This window comes from Microvirga medicaginis, from assembly GCF_052658925.1.
Map to the genome: position 1 here is coordinate 86,831 of NZ_JBQWEL010000006.1, position 18,141 is coordinate 104,971.

Genomic DNA, 18,141 nt, shown 5'->3' on the forward strand with positions numbered 1-18,141 from the left:
AGAGTAAGAAGCAAATCCCGGTAAGGACCTGGATCACCGTCCCCAGGTGCGCTCCAGGACGTTGATCCAGTTCTCGTAGCAGAGCTTGCGCAATGTCGCTTCATCATAGCCGTGCCGGCGCATGGCGTCGACGAGGCGGGGCAGGCCGCGCACGTCACCGATTTCGGCAGGAATCGTCGCGCCGTCGAAGTCGGAGCCGAGACCGACGCCATCCACGCCCACATGCTCGATCAGATGATCCATGTGGCGGATCATCTCTTCCAGCGGCGTGTCATCGCTGCGCTGGCCGTCGGGGCGGATGAACGAGGTGGCGAAATTCACGCCCACCATGCCGCGGCTCTCGCGGATTGCGGCGAGCTGCTTGTCCGTCAGGTTGCGCGAATGCGGGCACACCACATGGGCGTTCGAATGCGTGGCGACGAGGGGCGCATCGGAAAGCCTGACGACGTCCCAGAAGCCCTTCTCGTTGAGATGCGAGAGATCAACCATGATCTTCAGGCGATTGCACGCCTTCACCAGCTCGCGCCCGCGCTCGGTGAGCCCGGGGCCGGTGTCCGGCGTCGAGGGATAGCGGAACGGTACGCCGTGGCCGAAGATGTTCGGGCGGCTCCAGACCGGGCCGATGGAGCGCAGGCCGCTCTCGTAGAGAACGTCGAGCATGTAGAGATCCGGATCGATGCCCTCGGCACCTTCGATGTGCAGGATCGCGGCAAGCTTGCCGTTGTCCAGGCAATACCGGAGATCGGCCGCCGAACGGCAGATCTTCACCTCGCCCTTGGAGGCGCGCTCGATGCGCATGAGGATCGAGGCCATGTGCACCGTCACCTGCTGGCTGGGTGCGAGGTCCAGCACAGGCGGCAGCGGCACATCGTATTCCGTGTGGGTCATGAGCGCATCGACATCGAGACCCATGTCCGGGGAGGGCACGTAAACCGCGAAGAAACCGCCGAAGAAGCCGCCCTGCCTCATGCGGGGCAAGTCGAGATGCCCGATATTGTCACCTTCGAGGAACGCCTTCTCCGGCTGCATCTTCCCGCGCATGAGGCGCAGGAGAACGTCGTTGTGGCCATCGAAGACAGGCATCAAGGGAGAATGTGACATGGGTTTTCAGCCAATCCAATCAGACAGAAATTCTTTAGCCGGCGATAGCGGCTGCTTGAGGGGATGTACGCGTGAAGCCCTGGCTCGCCTGAATCAGGGACTGTGTATATTCGTTCGCTGCCTTGCCGGAGCGTAATGCTTCGGCCGTCGTTTCCTCGACCGCCTCGCCATGACGCATGACGAGCAGGCGCTCGCACAGATGCGCCACCACAGCGAGATCGTGGCTCACCAGGATATAGGTCAGCCCCATCTTGCGGCGCAGATCGTCCAGAAGGTTCAGGATCTCCGCCTGTACGGAGGCATCGAGCGCGGAGGTCGGCTCGTCGAGCAGCAGAACCTTCGGGCGCAGGATGAGGGCACGGGCAATGGCGATGCGCTGGCGCTGACCGCCGGAGAGCTGATGCGGATAGCGGAAGCGGAAGGAGGGGCCGAGACCCACTTCCTTGAGTGCCTGGAGAATGCGCACTTCCGCATTCTTCTCACCATGGATGGCGAGCGGCTCTGAGAGCGTGCGGTCTACGGTGTGGCGCGGATGGAGCGAGGCGTAGGGATCCTGGAAAACCATCTGCACCGTGCGATAGAATGTCCTGTCACGCGGCGTGGTGACTTCCCTGCCGTCGACCAGCACATGTCCGCCGGAGATCGGCGCAAGACCGCAGATGGCGCGCAGCACTGTGGACTTGCCCGAGCCGGACTCGCCGACGAGACCGTAGGCCTCGCCTTGCTTGACGGTAAAGCTCACGTTCTTGACCGCGTCGACCCTGAGTCGGCCCGTACCGAAAACGACGTTGAGGTTCTGAATATCGAGCATGATCAGAGCGCCCAGGAAGGATCGCGGTTCAAGGTCGGGAGCGGGCGAACGTCATTCACCAATGTCGGCAGGCAACGCATGAGGCCTTGCGTGTAAGGGTGCTTCGCCTCACGCAGGTTCCTGGCTTCCAGCTCCTCCACCACGCGGCCCGCATACATCACGAGCACGCGGTCGCAGAAGGACGAGACGAGCTTCAGGTCGTGCGAGATGAAGATGAGGCCCATGCCGCGCTCCGAAACGAGCTCGTCGAGGATGCGCAGGACTTCCATCGACACCGTCACGTCGAGCGCCGAAGTCGGCTCGTCGGCGATGAGCAGATCGGGATCGGTGACGAGCATCATGGCAATCATCGCGCGCTGGCCCATGCCGCCCGAGACCTCGTGCGGATAGAGCGAGAAGACGCGCTGCGGATCGCGCATCTTCACGGCTTCCAGCATCGCAAGCGCCTTGTCGCGCGCTTCCGCGCGGCCTGCTTTCGCATGGGCCTGATAGGCCTCGATGATCTGCTCGCCGATCGTCATGACGGGATTCAGCGAATATTTGGGATCCTGCATCACCATGCTGATGCGCCCGCCGCGCAGCTCGCGGAGCTTGCGCTTCGATGCGGTGAGAAGATCGGTTCCGTCGAAGTTCAGGCGCTTGGCCGTGACCTCGCCGGGAGGAGGCGTGAGGCCGAGAATGGCGCGACCGGTCTGGGACTTGCCCGAGCCGGACTCGCCGACGATGCCGAGCCGCTCGCGGCCAAGCTGGAACGATACGCCACGCACCGCCTCGACGATGCCTGTGCGCAGGTGAAAACGGACGCGGAGGTCTTCGACTTCGAGAAGCGGCTTCGTCATTTGGCGGCCTTCGGATCGAGAACGTCACGCAGGCCGTCGCCCAAAAGGTTGAAGCCGAGGCTCACCACGAAGATGGCAAGGCCCGGCATGGCGGCGACCCACCATTGATCGATGAGATAGTTGCGGCCCGTCGCCACCATGGCGCCCCATTCGGGCATGGGCGGCTGCGCGCCGAGGCCGAGGAAGCCGAGGCCCGCGGCGGTCAGGATGATGCCCGCCATGTCAAGCGTCACGCGCACGACCAGCGACGAGATGCACAGCGGCACCACATGGCCGAGAATGATGCGCGGGGTGGACGCGCCCTGCAGCTTCACGGCCGCGATGAAATCGCTGTTGCGAATCATCAGCGTCTCTGCGCGGGCGATGCGCGCATAAGGAGGCCAGGAGGTGATCGCGATGGCGATGACCGCATTCTCGATGCCCGGGCCCAACGCCGCCACGAAGGCCAGCGCGAGGACGAGACGCGGGAAGGCGAGGAAGATGTCGGTGATGCGCATCAGCACCGTATCGATCCAGCCGCCGAGATAACCGGACATGGTGCCGACCAGAAGGCCGATGGGCGTCGCGATGATCGACACCAGGACGACGACGAAGAGCGTGATGCGCGAGCCATAGATGATGCGGGACAGGATATCGCGCGCCTGATCGTCCGTGCCGAGCCAGAAGGTCTCGCTCGGCGGCAGAAGGCGCTGCGTGCGCAGGTCGCCGCCGACGATCGGAGAATAGGGTGCAATGACATCGGCGAGCAGGGCGACGGCGATCAGCAGCACCACGATGCAGAGACCCAGCACCGCAAGCGGGTTCCTGGCAAAGGAGCGCCAGCCGAGATAGAAGCGGCCGAGTCGCGCCTGCCAGCGGGAGGTCGGCTCAGGCGACAGAAGCCAGGCCCGCAAGCCTGTTGATGGAGAGAGAGCAGGGGATCCAGCCATCAGCGGGTCCTCGGATCAAGCAGGCGATAGAGCAGGTCGGAGACGAGATTGAGCAGCACGAAGACCGCGCCGATCACGAGGGTTCCACCCAGCACTGCATTCATATCGGCGTTCTGCAGGGAATTGGTGATGTACTGGCCAAGCCCGGGCCACGCGAAAACCGTCTCGGTGAGCACGGAGCCTTCGAGCAGGTTCGCGTAGGACAGGGCGATCACGGTGACCAGCGGCACGGCGGCATTGCGCAGGGCGTGGCGCCAGATCACACGCATTTCGGACAGGCCCTTCACGCGCGCCGCGATCACATATTCCTGCGCCAGCTCATTGAGCATGAAGGAGCGCGTCATGCGGCTGATATAGGCGAGCGAGAAGTAGCCGAGCAGGCACGCAGGCAGGATGATGTGCGAAACCGCGTCCCAGAACGCATCCCATTGGCCCTGCATGGCGGTATCGACCAGAACGATGCCCGTGACGGGGGTGTAGAGATAGGAATAGGTCACGTCGATGCGTCCTGGGCCCGCGACCCAGCCGAGTTTGGCGTAGAACAGGAGCAGGCCCATGAGGCCGAGCCAGAAGATCGGAATCGAATAACCGGCGAGCCCGAGGAAACGCACGACCTGATCGATCAGGCTGCCGCGCTTCACCGCAGCGAGAACGCCGAGCGGAATGCCGAGGACCGAGCCGATGATGGTGCCGAGCGTTGCAAGTTCGAAGGTTGCCGGGAACGTATTCGCGATGTCGGTCATCACCGGATTGGTGGTGAGAACCGAATTGCCGAAGTCACCGGTGACGGCCTTCTTCAGATAGATCCAGAACTGCTCGATGAGCGGCAGATCCAGGCCGAGTTCCTGCCGGACGCGAGCGTAAACCTGCGGAGGTGCGCGATCGCCGACAATGGCGAGAACCGGATCGATGGGAACGATGCGGCCGATGAAGAAGGTGACGGCAACAAGCCCGAGAAGGGTCGTCGCCAGCACGAGAACAAATTGAGCGGTCTTTGTAAGGTAGAAGCGGAGGGCGCCATGCCCTCCGCCTCCGTTCATGGTTGCAGATGCCATTGAGAAATTAGTTCTTCTTGGCTTGTGCTACGCTGTTGGTGTCGAAGGACGGTCCCATGACGAAGCCGTCGACATTCTTGCGCTCCGCGGCAACTTCGATCTGCTGCAGGAACACGATGAAGGGGCCGTCATCCAGCACAGCCTGCTGCAGCTCCTTGTACATCTGAGCGCGCTTCTCGGCGTCCCGCTCCATCACGGCCGCGCGGGTCTTGGCGGTCAGCGGGCCCGGATCCCAGGCATTGCGCCATGCCAGCGGCTTTGCCTTGGCATTGTCCGAGTTGTCGTCGTTCGCAGCAAAGGTGTCGGCGTTGGAGTTCGGATCCTGATAGTCCGAGCCCCACTGACCGATATAGATATCGTGCTGACGGGCGCGATACCTGGTCAGGGTCTGCTTGTTGTCGCCAGGAATGAGCTCGAGCTTCACACCGGCTTGAGCGAAGGTCGACTGGATGGCCTGGGCGATACCCGTAACATCGGGGGTGGAGCGGGTATCCATCGTGACCGTGAAGCCGTCCTTCAGGCCAGCCTTTTCAAGCAATTCCTTCGCCTTGGCGACATCGAGCTTGTAAGGGTTGTCGTTGATAGCCCCCAGATAGCCCTTGGGCAGGAAGGCCTGGTGGACTTCGCCCTTGCTCTTCATGATGGTGTCGGCGATGGCCGAGTAATCGACGAGATACTTCAGAGCCTTGCGGACTTCGGGCTTGGCCAGGTTCGGGTTCTTCTGATTGAGGCCGAGATAGTAGACCGTTCCCTTGGGAGCGGAATCGATCTTGATGTCCGGGTTCTTGGACACAGCCGTGAGCTCTTCCGGGTTCAGGTTGCGGGCGATATCGACATCACCTTTCTCGAGCAGCAGGCGCTGCGTCGCCGTCTCCTTGATGTGGCGGTAGATCACGCGCGCGAGCGGAGCCTTCTTGTCGTAATTCGGATTGCGCTCCAGAACGACGACTTCGTTCGCCTTCCAGTCGCGGATGCTGAACGGGCCCGAACCGGCGTAATGCGTCTTGAGCCAGTTATAGCCGAGATCTCCATCCTTCTCGTTCTGCAGCACGAGCTTCTTGTCGACGACGGAAGCGACGGTGGAGGTCAGGCAGTAGAGGACGAAAGTCGGAGCATAGGGCTTATCGACTTCCATCGTGAGTTCGTAAGGACCGGTCTGCTTGATCTTGTCCTTTACGTTGTTCTTGTCGAAACCGAACTGGCCGAGGATGAAGGCGGGCGACTTGTCGAGGAGGACGGCGCGCTGCAGCGAGAATACCACGTCCTCGGCCGTGACCGGGTTGCCCGAGGCGAACTTCTTGTTCTGGCGGATCTTGAAGGTGTAGGTCTTGCCGTCGTCGGAGACGGTCCAGGACTCGGCCACCTCGCCGTAGATCTTCGAGACGTCCTTAACGTCGTAATTGATCAGGCGCTCATAGGTGTTGCCCGCGAGCTCCGAGGCGCTGAACTCGAAGATTTCCGCAGGGTCGAGCGAGATGATGTCGTCGATCTGCCAAGCCTGGACCAGGGTGTCCGGAGGCGTTGCGGCCTGAACGGCGCTGAACGAGGTGGCCATCGTGGCGACCAGGGCAGCGGATAGGAGGAATTTCGGTAGCATTTTCATGGGCCAGTTCCCTTGCAGCGCTCAAATGCGCTCTTGTGCAGCCGTATGAATGCAAATCACACAGGCTCTGTCGAGTCTACCAACTGGTTTTAAACTGGCAAACATTGCGCAATGTGCTTAATGCACATGCATCATCGTTGCGGCTTTGCCTTGGCGCGTGACCTATGGCAAAGGCTTGCAGACCTCAAATTCTGGGTGAAGCACAGTGTCCGAAGAAGCCAAGAAGTCCGGTGCCAATACCATGTGGGGCGGGCGGTTCTCGTCCTCCCCGAGCGCTCTCATGGAAGCGATCAACGCCTCCATCGACTTCGACAAGCGCCTGTATGCCCAGGATATCCAGGGCTCCATCGCCCATAGCGCCATGCTGGCCAAGCAGGGCATCATCGCGGAGAGCGACCGGGATGCCATCCATCAGGGCCTACAGCGGGTCCTGGGCGAGATCGAAACCGGCAACTTCACTTTTTCTACGGCGCTGGAAGACATCCACATGAACGTGGAGAGCAGGCTTCGCGAGATCGTCGGCGATCCGGCGGCGCGCCTCCATACAGCCCGCAGCCGCAACGACCAGGTCGCCACCGATACCCGCCTCTGGGTGCGGGAGGCCCATGACCGGACTGACGAGCAGCTCACCAACCTGATCAAGGCGCTGCTCGACAAGGCGGAGGCCCATGTGGCTACCGTGATGCCGGGCTTTACCCATCTGCAGAGCGCCCAGCCGGTAACCTTCGGTCATCATCTCATGGCCTATGTGGAAATGTTTGGCCGGGACCGCAGCCGTTTCCGCGATTCCCGCAAGCGCCTGAACGAATGCCCGCTGGGTGCAGGTGCGCTTGCCGGCACGTCCTTCCCTATCGACAGGCATATGACGGCGAAAGCGCTGGGATTCGACGGTCCGACCCGCAACTCTCTCGACACCGTGTCCGACCGTGACAGCCTGCTGGAATTCATGGCTGCCGCCTCGATCTGCGCCATGCACCTGTCGCGGCTTGCGGAAGAGATCATCATCTGGATGTCGGCGCCCTTCGGCTTCGTGAAGCTCCCCGACCGCTGGACCACCGGCTCCAGCATGATGCCGCAGAAGCGGAATCCTGATGCGGCGGAGCTCGTGCGCGGTAAGACCGGCCGCGTGATCGGCTCGCTCGTTTCGCTGCTCACCGTCATGAAGGGCCTGCCGCTCGCCTATGCGAAGGACACGCAGGAGGACAAGGAGCCGCTCTTCGACGCCGCCGACACCCTCGAGATCGTGCTCGCCGCCACCACCGGGATGATCCAGGATCTGGAACCCGTGCCGGAACGGATGGCGGCGGTGGCCGGAGCCGGGTTCTCCACGGCCACGGACCTCGCCGACTGGCTCGTGCGCAGCCTCAACATTCCTTTCCGCGACGCCCACCATGTCACGGGCCGCATCGTTTCCGAGGCTGAAAAGCGCGGCTGCAGCCTCGAAGAGCTGCCGCTCGAGGTGATGCAGGCGGTTGAACCGAAGATCCACAAGGGCATCTATGACGTGCTGAGTGTCGAGAATTCCGTCCGCTCCCGCACGAGCTTCGGCGGCACCTCTCCGGTTCGCGTGGCCGAGCAGGTCGCCTGGTGGCGCAGCCAAGTCTGAGGCCAACTAGCGTTTGCGGCCCCTCGCCGCCCAGGCACGGGCCGTAAGGTGAATACTGCCATCCGGCTGCGTGGGAAGGGTTTCGCGCAGCCTTTCCCGTAAGCTGGAGCGGTCCTCTTCGGTGAGCGACATGCAATAGGCCGGCGCCGGCGACTGGCCTCCAAGAAACGGGGTCCAGTAATCGTCGAAATCGCGGAAGATTGTCGGCACGTCGATGGCGCGGACCTCGATGTGGCTCAAACCCACCTTTTCCAGAAGCTGGTAGAGCGGCTCCGGCTGGCAGAACGCTGCATGCCAGTTTTCCTGCAGTTCACGGGCCTGCGGGTTCAGATCTGCCGCCGCATCCCAGAACCGGCGCATCATCTCCATGCCGCCGGTATAGTCCCAGACATAAAGCGCCACCTCGCCGCCAGATCGCGCCACGCGCTCCATCTCTGCTCCCGCGCGCTCCTTGTCCGGAACGAAGTTCAGCATGAGGCCGGAGACGATGCGGTCGAACGCGGAATCCGGGAAAGGCAGGCTCTGCGCATCGCCCTGCCGCAGCTCGACAGGATGATCCCGCAACCGCTGGCGGGCGGAATCAAGAAAGCCCTCGGAGGCATCGATCCCGGTCAGGTGTTTGGGAGCCCATCGTGCGGCAATCGCTTCCGTCAGGGCGCCGGTTCCGCAGCCCACATCGAGCCAGCCGAGACCGGGCGGGGCATTCAGCCAGGCAAGGAATTCCCGGGCCACCAATCGGCTCCAGCGTCCGACATAGGGCTCATACAGATTGGCACTGGCCCAGCGGGGCTTCACGGATTCGGTCATGCCGGCGCTCCTATCAGGCGGTGGCCCAGATCATAAGCGAGAATGGGCAACCGAATGACGTATCTTGCGGGGTAGGGCCGGAGGCTGTTTACCCTTCTGGCGTTCCCCGCCGAGGGGGCTTGGCAGGGGTCTTGATCCGTCTGGGAACCATATCCATATTGCTGACAGCGGCCCTCAACGGGCTGCGTGAGTGCCGCATGAGCGGGCTTACAATCAACCGAAGTGCCTCTAACCTTGGGCTTCGACCATGTCGCGTCAGTCGCCGTTCGGGCATCCGTTTCTCTTGGGCTTCGACGAGATCGAGCAGGCGCTCGACCGAGTCGCGAAAGCAGCCGGAGATGGATACCCTCCCTATAATATCGAGCGTTTGCCTCGCACCGAGCGCGCTCCCGAGCGTCTGCGCATCACCCTGGCTGTCGCTGGCTTTACCCAGGATCAGCTGGAAGTGACCCTGGAAGAGAACCAACTCGTCATCCGGGGACGTCAGTCCGACGACAAGACCAGGCACTTCCTTCATCGCGGCATCGCCGCCCGTCAGTTCCAGCGCACCTTCCTCCTTGTCGACGGCATGGAGGTTCTGGGCGCCGATCTGTCCAATGGCCTGTTGTCGATCGATCTGGTCCGGCCCGAGCCGGAGCGGATCGTCCGCAAGATCAACATCATCGCCTCGGACAAGGTGTGACGGCATTCCGCATCAAGGAGATGGCCATGAACCACAATGCTAACAATCATGCCGGTCGACCTCTGGATGTGGCCGAGCTGGCTAATCTGGGCCTCGGCGAGATGGCCTATGTGAAGCCGCTGCGTTCCGACGATGTGGCGCGGCTCTTCCCGCAGGCTCCGAAGCTGCAGCCTGGGGTGGATCTCTTCGCCCTTCTGTCCGCCAGCGGTGAGCCCATCGTGCTGACCGATTCCCGCGATGCGGCGGTCGCCAATGCCTGGGCGCATGATCTGACCACGGTGAGCCTGCATTAAGGCTCACCTCAGTCTCCCATCTTCAGGCAATCGTCTCGATTGCCGCGATCAACCGCTCCAGATCCTCGTCCCGCGACAGGCGATGATCCCCATCCTTGATGAGGGTCAGCGAGACATTGTCGCCGGGCAGGTGCTCCACGAGTTCGAGTGCGTGGCTCCACGGCACGTCCGGGTCTTCCATGCCCTGCAGGATATGGACCGGGCAGCCGGTCTGGATCGGCTTGTCGAGAAGAAGGTGGCGGCGTCCGTCCTCGATTAGCTTCCTGGTGATCGGGTAGGGATCCTCCGAGTAGGCCGAGGGGCGGTAATAGACCCCGGTCTCTTCGACCGTCCGCCGGATGTCCGCCGGGAAACGGCTCCACATCAGCTTTTCCGTCATGTCGGTGGCAGGTGCGATGAGAACGATGCCCACCGGTGCGAGGGAAGGGCGCTTTTCCAGCAGGTGGCGCGCTGCGAGGAGGGAAATCCATCCTCCCATCGAGGAGCCCACCAGGATGGGGCGCTTCTTGAGGAACCGTCCCATGACGGCGAGCGCCTCCTCCAGCCACCGGGAGATGGTGCCCTGTTCGAAGTCACCCCCGGATTCGCCATGGCCGCTATAGTCGAAGCGCAGGAACGCGCGACCTTTCCGCTCGGCCCAGGAATCGATGGCCGTCGCCTTGGTCGCCCGCATGTCGGACTTGAAACCGCCGATCCAGACCACCGGCGGGCCCATGCCCTCCCGATGGAGCACGGCGACCCTGCGTTCATCGGCGCCTTCTCCGACTGTGACGCTTTGCTGCATGGTTAACCTGTCCTCAACTGCTTTGAAGCAAGGGTTTGAAACGATTCTGTCATCCTATTCGAGAAGGCTCTTACATCGGTGAGTTTTTCAGCGCGACCCGGCGGAGGAGCAGCTTTCCCGTCATCCAACATTCATCCCCTCGCAGGCCGGACCATCCTGCAGATCGTCCCGGAGCTTGAGGCCGGCGGTGCGGAGCGTACCACGGTGGACATCGCCGAGGGCCTCGTCCATGCAGGCGCGCGGGCGCTGGTGGCGACCGAGGGCGGACGCCTTGTGGGCGAGCTTCAGGCCAAGGGCGGGATCTGGATTCCTTTTCCGGCAGCGACGAAGAATCCCTTCTCCATGCTGCTCAATGTACGCAAGCTCGCCCGGATCTGTCACAGGGAGGGCGTGTCCCTGATCCATGCCCGGTCCCGAGCCCCGGCCTGGGTGGCGCTCGGCGCCGCCCGCAGCCTCCATATTCCGTTCGTCACCACCTATCACGGCAGTTATTCCGGCCGCTCTTCGGTGAAGGTGCTCTACAACTCGGTCATGGCGCGGGGTGACGTGGTCATCGCGAATTCGCAATACACGAGCAACCTGATCCGCTCGCAATATCCTCATACCGCCGACCGGATCGGAGTGATCTACCGGGGAACGGATTTCCTGAAGTTTTCGCCCTCGGCCGTAGCGCCCGAGCGAATCGAGGCTTTAAGACAGGCCTGGGATGTCGCCCTCCATGAGCGTGTGGTGCTGCTCGCTGCCCGCCTGACGGGCTGGAAGGGCCAGAAGGTCCTGATCGAGGCCGCCGCCAAGCTGCGCGATAGAGGCGTGACGGACGTCGCCTATATCCTCGCAGGCGATCCGCAGGGGCGTGATTCCTACATGAAGGAACTCGATGGCCTGATCGAGGCCAAGCGCCTCAAGGGGATCGTGCGCCGGGTCGGTCATTGTACTGACATGCCGGCGGCCTTCCTGGCGGCTGCCGTGGTCACGGTGCCTTCGACCGAGCCCGAGGCCTTCGGCCGCTCGGCGGTGGAGGCCCAGGCCATGGGCACGCCGGTGGTGGTCTCAGATCTCGGAGCCGTGCCGGAGACGGTTCTGGCGCCCCCCGCCGTCCAGCCGCAGGAGCGGACGGGCTGGCGGGTGCCGGCAGGCGATGCCGATGCCCTGGCGGAAGCCGTCGGGGCCGCTTTGAACCTGGGTGCCAGCGCCAGAATCGCTCTGGGTACCCGGGCGAGAGCCCATGTGGAGCGGCATTTTTCGCTCGAACGCATGGTTTCGAGCACCCTCAATGTGTATTCCGCGCTTCTGGATAGCTGGTCAGCCAACAGAACAAGTTGACTTCCCGCTGTTTTGCGCGAAATGTCAGTTCATTCTCGGTAATGTTGAGCATGATGCAGAGGCTTTTGGAAAAAGGTCTCCCTCCCTCAACTGAGCCCTCAAACAGGAGATAAGAGCCATTCGCCGTCCCATGAGACCGTTGCCGGTGCCGCAAAAAGAAGGCCCGCGCGCCAACCGAGACATTCGCGGAGTTCGCGAAGTTCAGCTGATCGATGATACCGGACAGAACCGGGGTGTGATGCCCTTCTTCGATGCGTTGCGCATCGCGGAGGATGCTGGCCTCGACCTGGTGGAAATCTCGCCGAACGCGTCTCCCCCGGTCTGCAAGATCCTCGATTACGGCAAATTCCGCTTCCTGGAACAGAAGAAGGCCGCCGAGGCGCGCAAGAAGCAGAAGACCGTCGAGGTCAAGGAAATCAAGCTGCGTCCGGGCATCGACGACCACGATTACGACGTCAAGATGAAAGCCATGAAGGGCTTCTTCGAGGAAGGCAACAAGGTGAAGATCACCCTGCGCTTCCGCGGCCGCGAGATGGCGCACCAGGATCTGGGCCTTAAAGTGCTCGAGCGCGTGAAGGCCGATGTGGGCGATCTCGCCAAGGTCGAGCAGGAGCCCAACTTCGAGGGCCGCCAGGTCGTCATGGTACTCGCGCCGCGCTAAGGGATTCCTTTCCAAGCGAAATTCGTGGCCGTCGGAGTTCCGGCGGCCATTGCTTTTTGGGTGGGCTTCTGTCATAAGCCGCCCTTCATCGAACCGCCCGGCTGTTAGGGCTGCCGTGGCGGTTCGTTTTGCTCACAGCAGCAAGACTGGGCCTGAAGGCGGTCTCAAGCCGCTCCAAAGGCCTGACCAAAGGAGAGCCAAATGCCCAAGCTGAAGACGAAATCGGGCGCTAAGAAGCGCTTCAAGATCACTGGCACCGGCAAGGTCGTTTACGCCCAGGCCGGCAAGCGCCACGGGATGATCAAGCGGACCAAGAAGCAGATCCGCAATCTGCGCGGCACCACGACGCTGTTCGAGGGCGATGCCTATAACGTGAAGAAGTACTTCCTGCCGAACGGCTAAGGCGGTCTTCCACCACATCCCTGATTTTGAAGGAGTTTTCCCATGGCCCGCGTCAAACGGGGCGTTACCGCCCACGCCAAGCACAAGAAGGTTTTTAAGGCTGCCAAAGGCTTCTACGGTCGCCGCAAGAACACGATCCGCATCGCCAAGCAGGCGGTCGAGAAGAGCATGCAATATGCCACTCGCGACCGTCGCAACAAGAAGCGCACGTTCCGCGCTCTCTGGATCCAGCGCCTCAACGCTGCGGTCCGCCTGCATGGCCTGACCTATTCCCGATTTATCGACGGTCTCGGCAAGGCTGGGATCGAGGTCGATCGCAAGGTCCTGTCCGAACTGGCCATCCACGAGCCGGCTGCTTTCGCGGCTTACGTGGAGCGCGCCAAGGCCGCCCTGCCGCAGCAGGCCGCCTAAGACAGACTTCGGCATCGGTGCGGCTGGCGTGTTCAGCCGCACCGCCTTTACCCGCTTCTCCGAGACCATCCGCGCTGACGGCTTGATCTAAGCTGTCGGTTGCCATCACGCGGCTCGGACGACTTGACGGTTCCCGCGCCGCGCCTCACTCAAAGCGCTTGCATCTGGCAAGGGACCGATGACCGATCTCAATCAACTCGAACATGACCTGATCTCTCAGGTCGAAGCCGCCGGCGACGAAGCGGCTCTCGAAGCCGTGCGCGTCTCCGCCCTCGGCAAGAAGGGCTCCGTCTCCGAACTTTTAAAAACCCTCGGCGCCATGACGCCCGAGGAGCGCAAGGAGCGTGGCCCGCTCATCAACGGCCTGCGCGACAAGGTGCAGTCCGCAATCACCGCGAAGAAGGAAACGCTCGCCGAGGCCGCCCTCGAGGCGCGTCTTGCCGCCGAGCGCATCGACGTGACGCTGCCCGTGCCTGAAGCGCCGGAAACGCGCGGCCGCATCCATCCGATCAGCCAAGTCATCGAGGAACTGACGGCGATCTTCGCCGATATGGGTTTCTCCGTCGCCGAGGGGCCGGATATCGAGACAGATTATCTCAACTTCACGGCGCTCAACTTCCCCGAAGGCCACCCGGCCCGCGAGATGCACGACACCTTCTTCCTCGCCCCCGACGAGAAGGGCGAGCGCAAGGTGCTGCGCACGCATACCTCGCCGGTGCAGATCCGCACGATGACGGGGCAGAAGCCGCCGATCCGCGTGATCATTCCGGGCCGTACCTATCGTCACGACTCGGACCAGACCCACACGCCGATGTTCCACCAGGTCGAAGGCCTCGTCATCGACAAGCAGGCCAACATCGCGCACCTGAAGTGGATTCTCGAGGAGTTCTGCAAGGCCTTCTTCGAGGTCGAGCAGGTGAAGATGCGCTTCCGCCCATCCTTCTTCCCCTTCACGGAGCCGTCCGCCGAGGTCGACATCCAGTGCTCGCGCAAGGGCGGCGAGATCCGCTTTGGCGAGGGCGACGATTGGCTCGAAATTCTCGGCTGCGGCATGGTCCATCCGAACGTGCTTCGCAATTGCGGGCTCGATCCGGACGAGTATCAGGGTTTCGCCTGGGGCATGGGCATCGACCGCATTGCGATGCTGAAATACGGCATGCCGGATCTGCGTCCGTTCTTCGAGGCGGATGTGCGCTGGCTGAATCATTACGGTTTCCGCCCGCTCGACATCCCGTCCCTCGTCAGCGGCCTGACTGCGTAAAGGAGGAGAGCACCCATGAAATTCACCCTCTCCTGGCTCAAGGATCATCTCGACACCACGGCGTCTCTCGACGAGATCGTGGAAACGCTCACGCGCATCGGCCTCGAGGTCGAAGGCGTGGAGGACAAGGCGAAGACGCTGGCGCCCTACACGATCGCCTATGTGATCTCCGCCGAGCAGCACCCGAATGCGGACAGGCTGCGCGTGTGCATGGTCGATACGGGCGAAGGCAAGCCGATCCAGGTCGTCTGCGGCGCGCCGAATGCCCGCACCGGCATGAAGAGCGTGTTCGCGCCCCCCGGCACCTACATTCCGGGCAAGAACATCACGCTCGGAATCGGCACCATTCGCGGCGTTGAGAGCGCGGGCATGCTGTGTTCGGCGGCGGAGCTCGAGATCTCCGACGATCACGACGGCATCATCGAGCTTCCCGCTGATGCACCGGTGGGCGTGGCTTACGCCACCTATGAAGGCCTCGACGATCCGGTGATCGAGATCAATCTCACGCCCAACCGGCCCGATTGCACCTCGATCTTCGGCATCGCCCGCGATCTCGCGGCCGCTGGTCTCGGCACGCTGAAGGGCGGTGATGTCCCCGCCATTCAGGGCAAAGGCGCGTGCCCGGTTTCCGTGACGCTCGATTTCTCGCCTGAGGATGCGCATCTCTGCCCGACCTTCGCGCTTCGCCTCGTGCGCGGTGTGAAGAACGGTCCGTCGCCGGAATGGATACAGCGTCGTCTGCTCTCCATCGGGCTGCGCCCGATCAACGCGCTCGTCGACATCACCAATTACATCACCTTCGATCGTGGCCGTCCGCTGCACGTGTTCGACGCCAAGAAGGTGAAGGGCAATCTCACCGTGCGCCGCGCGAAGGATGGCGAGGAGGTGCTGGCGCTCGACGGCCGCACCTACAAGCTCGATCCCGGCATCGTGGTGATCGCCGATGAGGACGGTGTCGAATCCATCGCCGGCATCATGGGTGGCGAGCATTCCGGCTCGGATGAAGGCACCACCGACGTGCTGATCGAATCCGCGCTCTGGGATCCGCTGAACATCGCGCAGACAGGCCGCCGCTTAAGCATCATCACCGATGCGCGCTATCGTTTCGAGCGCGGCGTTGATCCGGCCTTCACGGTGCCGGGTCTCGATCTCGCGACCAGGATGGTCATCGATCTCTGCGGCGGCGAGGCGACGGAGGCTGTCATTGCGGGTCAGGTTCCGGACACCACGCGCGTCATCGCGTTCCCGTGGTCGGAGGTGCCGCGTTTGTCGGGCCTTGATGTGAAGCCTTCAGAATCCGAGTCAATCCTGAAGAAGCTCGGATTCCAGGTTCAGGGTTCGGGCGAGCGCGTGAATGTCACGCCGCCATCCTGGCGCCCCGATGTCGAGGGCAAGGCGGATCTGGTCGAGGAAGTCATCCGCATTGCCGGTGTCGACCGCATCGAGCCGCAGCCGCTGCCGCGCCTCGAAGCTGCTGTCGCAAAGCCGATCCTCACGCTCATCCAGAAGCGCACGCGTCTGGCGCGTCGTGCGCTCGCCGTGCGCGGCTTGGTGGAGGCTGTCACCTGGTCCTTCATCTCGAAGCAAGAAGCCGAGCTCTTCGGCGGTGGTGATGCGCGTCTTGCGCTCGCCAACCCGATTGCGGCGGAGCTTTCCGACATGCGTCCGAGCCTGCTGCCGGGCCTGCTGAAGGCAGCCCAGCGCAATGCGGATCGCGGGTTCAGTGATGTGGCGCTCTTCGAGGTCGGCCAGACCTTCGCGTCTGACGAGCCTGAAGGCCAGTCGATCAAGGCCGCCGCCGTGCGTCGCGGCACGGCCCGCGCCGAAGGTGTCGGCCGTCACTGGGATGGCGGCGCGCAGAGCGTCGATGCCTTCGACGCCAAGGCGGATGTGCTGGCGCTGCTCGCGGCTCTCGGCATCCCGGCCGGCGGTCTGCAGATCGTCCCCGGTGGCCCGGCCTGGTTCCATCCCGGTCGTTCCGGCACGCTGCAATTCGGTCCGAAGAACATCGTCGGCGCTTTCGGCGAGGTTCACCCGAAGATCCTGAAGGCTCTCGACCTGAAGGGCCCGCTGGTAGCCTTCGAGCTCAATCTCAATGCGCTTGTGCCGCCGAAGGCCAAGCCCACCAAGATGAAGCCGAAGCTGAGCCTGCCCGACTTCCAGCCGCTTACCCGCGACTTCGCCTTCGTGGTCGGCCGCGACGTGGCGGCAGGCGATATCCTGAAGGCGGCTCAAGGTGCCGAGCGTCAGCTGATCGTGGGTGTCGACGTGTTCGACATCTACGAGGGCACCGGCATCGATCCGGACAAGAAGTCCGTGGCCATCGCCGTCACCCTGCAGCCGACGGAAAAAACCCTGACCGATGTGGAGATCGAAGCCGTTTCGGCCAAGATCGTCGCCGAGGTGTCGAAGAAAACCGGCGCGGTGCTGCGGTCATAAGTGATGGTCATCCCGGGCAAGCGTAGCGAAACCCGGGATCGCCCTCAGAACACGGTGCGAAAACTCTTCCGTCATGGCCGGGCTTGACCCGGCCATCACGTCTTGAGAGCCGTCGCGCTTCAAAAGCGTGGATACCCGGCACAAGGCCGGGCATGACGAAGCGGGTCTCTCATCCAGTTCGCGCTTCGGATTGATTCAGGCCGTCCGGAATGACACCGCCTCGGAGCCGTTCAGCGGGTTGTTCTCATCCCAGCCGTAACGAATGGTGTCGAAACGCATCGAGCGTGCATCGACCATCAGGAGCCGACCGACGAGGCTCTCTCCGAAGCCCACGATCTCCCGGATCACCTCCATCGCCATCAGACTGCCCATCACGCCTGCCAGCGCTCCGAGCACGCCTGCTTCCGCGCAGGTGGGAATGGTGCCCGGCGGGGGCGAGGAGGGGAACAGGCAGCGATAGGTGGGGTTGGGTTTGCCGTCAGGGCCGGTTTCATGCGCTCTGATCGTCGTCAGCGAGCCGTCGAACTGGCCAAGCGCCGCCGTGACCAGCGGCTTCCTCTCGAAAAAGCAGGCATCCGACACCGCATAGCGTGTTTCGAAATTGTCCGAGCCCTCGGCGACGATGTCATAGCGGCGGATCAGGTCACGGGCATTCTCAGCGGTCAGCCGCAGGTCATGAGGCTCTGCCGTAACGTGAGGATTAAGACGCAGGATGGCCTTGGCCGCGCTCTCAACCTTGAGAGTCCCGATATCGGGCGTTCCATGGATTACCTGCCGCTGCAGGTTGGAGAGGGATACCGCGTCACTGTCCACAAGTCCGATGGTACCGATTCCGGCGGCGGCCAGATATTGGATCAGAGGCGCTCCAAGGCCTCCGGCTCCGATCACGAGCACACGGGCACCTTTGAGCTTCAGCTGCCCGGGGCCTCCCATGTCCCGAAGGACCAGGTGACGGGCATAGCGGTCGATTTCGTCTGGGGTCAGGGGCATGGAGTGACCTTAACGTCAGGCCTCAAGCTATCAACCATTCCCTGAAGGAAAATAACATCTCGGCTTGACAGATACCTTGGCGTTGTGACCCTTCCCGTGCCATCGTCAAGGGGCAACCGGACACTCAATCCGGAGTCAGACAGG

18 protein-coding genes are annotated in these 18,141 nt (G+C 62.8%); 9 read left to right on the top strand and 9 right to left on the bottom strand.

Translation table 11 applies throughout. The annotated features are described in order from the left end of the window. Positions 1–33: 33 nt before the first annotated feature. From ACUXUR_RS10260 to ACUXUR_RS10285, 6 genes are read right to left on the bottom strand one after another with little or no spacing between them, the layout of a single operon-like run. On the bottom strand, positions 34–1,101 hold the full coding sequence (locus tag ACUXUR_RS10260; RefSeq protein ID WP_445502252.1) for a dipeptidase: 1,068 nt from the start codon (positions 1,099–1,101) through the stop codon (positions 34–36). Between the two features lie 34 nt (positions 1,102–1,135). Next, positions 1,136–1,912: an ABC transporter ATP-binding protein gene (locus tag ACUXUR_RS10265; RefSeq protein WP_445502253.1), complete on the bottom strand. Its 777-nt coding sequence runs from the start codon at positions 1,910–1,912 to the stop codon at positions 1,136–1,138. Positions 1,913–1,914: 2 nt separating this feature from the next. After that, positions 1,915–2,751 (bottom strand): ABC transporter ATP-binding protein, encoded by an 837-nt coding sequence (locus ACUXUR_RS10270; protein ID WP_445502254.1) that lies wholly within the window; start codon positions 2,749–2,751, stop codon positions 1,915–1,917. Beyond that, the gene (locus tag ACUXUR_RS10275; protein ID WP_445502255.1) at positions 2,748–3,680 is read right to left on the bottom strand and encodes an ABC transporter permease; all 933 of its coding nucleotides are present in this window, start codon (positions 3,678–3,680) and stop codon (positions 2,748–2,750) included. Before ACUXUR_RS10275 ends, ACUXUR_RS10270 begins: the two co-directional genes overlap by 4 nt. After that, on the bottom strand, positions 3,680–4,720 hold the full coding sequence (locus tag ACUXUR_RS10280; RefSeq protein WP_445502374.1) for an ABC transporter permease: 1,041 nt from the start codon (positions 4,718–4,720) through the stop codon (positions 3,680–3,682). Before ACUXUR_RS10280 ends, ACUXUR_RS10275 begins: the two co-directional genes overlap by 1 nt. Positions 4,721–4,742: 22 nt before the next feature. Continuing rightward, positions 4,743–6,338, bottom strand: coding sequence for an ABC transporter substrate-binding protein (locus ACUXUR_RS10285; protein WP_445502256.1), 1,596 nt, complete (start codon positions 6,336–6,338; stop codon positions 4,743–4,745). 205 nt (positions 6,339–6,543) lie between these two features. On the opposite strand from ACUXUR_RS10285, the gene argH reads away from it, so the two are divergent. Next, positions 6,544–7,944: an argininosuccinate lyase gene (gene argH / locus ACUXUR_RS10290; protein ID WP_445502257.1), complete on the top strand. Its 1,401-nt coding sequence runs from the start codon at positions 6,544–6,546 to the stop codon at positions 7,942–7,944. 6 nt (positions 7,945–7,950) lie between these two features. Here the strand turns inward: argH and ACUXUR_RS10295 are convergent, their stop codons facing one another. Next, entirely contained in the window at positions 7,951–8,751 is an 801-nt protein-coding gene (locus ACUXUR_RS10295; RefSeq protein ID WP_445502258.1) for a class I SAM-dependent methyltransferase, read from the bottom strand. 247 nt (positions 8,752–8,998) lie between these two features. Between ACUXUR_RS10295 and ACUXUR_RS10300 the strand changes: the two genes are divergently transcribed. Together ACUXUR_RS10300 and ACUXUR_RS10305 are read left to right on the top strand one after the other, a co-directional pair. Further along, positions 8,999–9,433, top strand: coding sequence for an Hsp20 family protein (locus tag ACUXUR_RS10300; protein WP_047187701.1), 435 nt, complete (start codon positions 8,999–9,001; stop codon positions 9,431–9,433). A 26-nt stretch (positions 9,434–9,459) separates the two neighbouring features. Further along, positions 9,460–9,726 (top strand): BQ00720 family protein, encoded by a 267-nt coding sequence (locus tag ACUXUR_RS10305; RefSeq protein ID WP_445502259.1) that lies wholly within the window; start codon positions 9,460–9,462, stop codon positions 9,724–9,726. Between the two features lie 22 nt (positions 9,727–9,748). Here the strand turns inward: ACUXUR_RS10305 and ACUXUR_RS10310 are convergent, their stop codons facing one another. Further along, on the bottom strand, positions 9,749–10,510 hold the full coding sequence (locus tag ACUXUR_RS10310) for an alpha/beta hydrolase (protein ID WP_445502260.1): 762 nt from the start codon (positions 10,508–10,510) through the stop codon (positions 9,749–9,751). Between the two features lie 78 nt (positions 10,511–10,588). Here ACUXUR_RS10310 and ACUXUR_RS10315 point away from each other — a divergent pair, with 78 nt between their 5' ends. The 6 genes from ACUXUR_RS10315 to pheT all read left to right on the top strand — a co-directional run bounded on the left by ACUXUR_RS10315 (position 10,589) and on the right by pheT (position 17,007). Then, the gene (locus ACUXUR_RS10315) at positions 10,589–11,833 is read left to right on the top strand and encodes a glycosyltransferase family 4 protein (RefSeq protein ID WP_445502261.1); all 1,245 of its coding nucleotides are present in this window, start codon (positions 10,589–10,591) and stop codon (positions 11,831–11,833) included. 130 nt (positions 11,834–11,963) lie between these two features. Continuing rightward, on the top strand, positions 11,964–12,494 hold the full coding sequence (gene infC / locus ACUXUR_RS10320; RefSeq protein WP_445502262.1) for a translation initiation factor IF-3: 531 nt from the start codon (positions 11,964–11,966) through the stop codon (positions 12,492–12,494). 201 nt (positions 12,495–12,695) lie between these two features. Beyond that, the gene (gene rpmI / locus ACUXUR_RS10325; protein ID WP_009494553.1) at positions 12,696–12,896 is read left to right on the top strand and encodes a 50S ribosomal protein L35; all 201 of its coding nucleotides are present in this window, start codon (positions 12,696–12,698) and stop codon (positions 12,894–12,896) included. A gap of 42 nt (positions 12,897–12,938) precedes the next feature. Next, positions 12,939–13,307, top strand: a complete 369-nt coding sequence (gene rplT / locus ACUXUR_RS10330; RefSeq protein ID WP_047187696.1) for a 50S ribosomal protein L20 — start codon at positions 12,939–12,941, stop codon at positions 13,305–13,307. A gap of 178 nt (positions 13,308–13,485) precedes the next feature. Beyond that, a complete protein-coding gene (pheS, locus tag ACUXUR_RS10335) occupies positions 13,486–14,568 on the top strand; it encodes a phenylalanine--tRNA ligase subunit alpha (protein WP_445502263.1) in 1,083 nt (360 codons plus the stop codon). A gap of 15 nt (positions 14,569–14,583) precedes the next feature. Continuing rightward, entirely contained in the window at positions 14,584–17,007 is a 2,424-nt protein-coding gene (gene pheT, locus ACUXUR_RS10340; protein ID WP_445502264.1) for a phenylalanine--tRNA ligase subunit beta, read from the top strand. A 195-nt stretch (positions 17,008–17,202) separates the two neighbouring features. On the opposite strand, the gene ACUXUR_RS10345 is transcribed toward pheT, so the two are convergent. Continuing rightward, positions 17,203–17,997, bottom strand: a complete 795-nt coding sequence (locus tag ACUXUR_RS10345; protein WP_445502265.1) for a HesA/MoeB/ThiF family protein — start codon at positions 17,995–17,997, stop codon at positions 17,203–17,205. Positions 17,998–18,141: the final 144 nt, after the last annotated feature.

Excerpts from the sequence above, each read along its gene's own strand:
- ACUXUR_RS10260 (WP_445502252.1), bottom strand. The coding sequence starts at position 1,101 with ATGTCACATTCTCCCTTGATGCCTGTCTTCGATGGCCACAACGACGTT.
- ACUXUR_RS10265 (WP_445502253.1), bottom strand. The coding sequence starts at position 1,912 with ATGCTCGATATTCAGAACCTCAACGTCGTTTTCGGTACGGGCCGACTC.
- ACUXUR_RS10270 (WP_445502254.1), bottom strand. The coding sequence starts at position 2,751 with ATGACGAAGCCGCTTCTCGAAGTCGAAGACCTCCGCGTCCGTTTTCAC.
- ACUXUR_RS10275 (WP_445502255.1), bottom strand. The coding sequence starts at position 3,680 with ATGGCTGGATCCCCTGCTCTCTCTCCATCAACAGGCTTGCGGGCCTGG.
- ACUXUR_RS10280 (WP_445502374.1), bottom strand. The coding sequence starts at position 4,720 with ATGAACGGAGGCGGAGGGCATGGCGCCCTCCGCTTCTACCTTACAAAG.
- ACUXUR_RS10285 (WP_445502256.1), bottom strand. The coding sequence starts at position 6,338 with ATGAAAATGCTACCGAAATTCCTCCTATCCGCTGCCCTGGTCGCCACG.
- ACUXUR_RS10295 (WP_445502258.1), bottom strand. The coding sequence starts at position 8,751 with ATGACCGAATCCGTGAAGCCCCGCTGGGCCAGTGCCAATCTGTATGAG.
- ACUXUR_RS10300 (WP_047187701.1), top strand. The coding sequence starts at position 8,999 with ATGTCGCGTCAGTCGCCGTTCGGGCATCCGTTTCTCTTGGGCTTCGAC.
- ACUXUR_RS10305 (WP_445502259.1), top strand. The coding sequence starts at position 9,460 with ATGAACCACAATGCTAACAATCATGCCGGTCGACCTCTGGATGTGGCC.
- ACUXUR_RS10310 (WP_445502260.1), bottom strand. The coding sequence starts at position 10,510 with ATGCAGCAAAGCGTCACAGTCGGAGAAGGCGCCGATGAACGCAGGGTC.
- infC (WP_445502262.1), top strand. The coding sequence starts at position 11,964 with ATGAGACCGTTGCCGGTGCCGCAAAAAGAAGGCCCGCGCGCCAACCGA.
- rpmI (WP_009494553.1), top strand. The coding sequence starts at position 12,696 with ATGCCCAAGCTGAAGACGAAATCGGGCGCTAAGAAGCGCTTCAAGATC.
- rplT (WP_047187696.1), top strand. The coding sequence starts at position 12,939 with ATGGCCCGCGTCAAACGGGGCGTTACCGCCCACGCCAAGCACAAGAAG.
- pheS (WP_445502263.1), top strand. The coding sequence starts at position 13,486 with ATGACCGATCTCAATCAACTCGAACATGACCTGATCTCTCAGGTCGAA.
- pheT (WP_445502264.1), top strand. The coding sequence starts at position 14,584 with ATGAAATTCACCCTCTCCTGGCTCAAGGATCATCTCGACACCACGGCG.
- ACUXUR_RS10345 (WP_445502265.1), bottom strand. The coding sequence starts at position 17,997 with ATGCCCCTGACCCCAGACGAAATCGACCGCTATGCCCGTCACCTGGTC.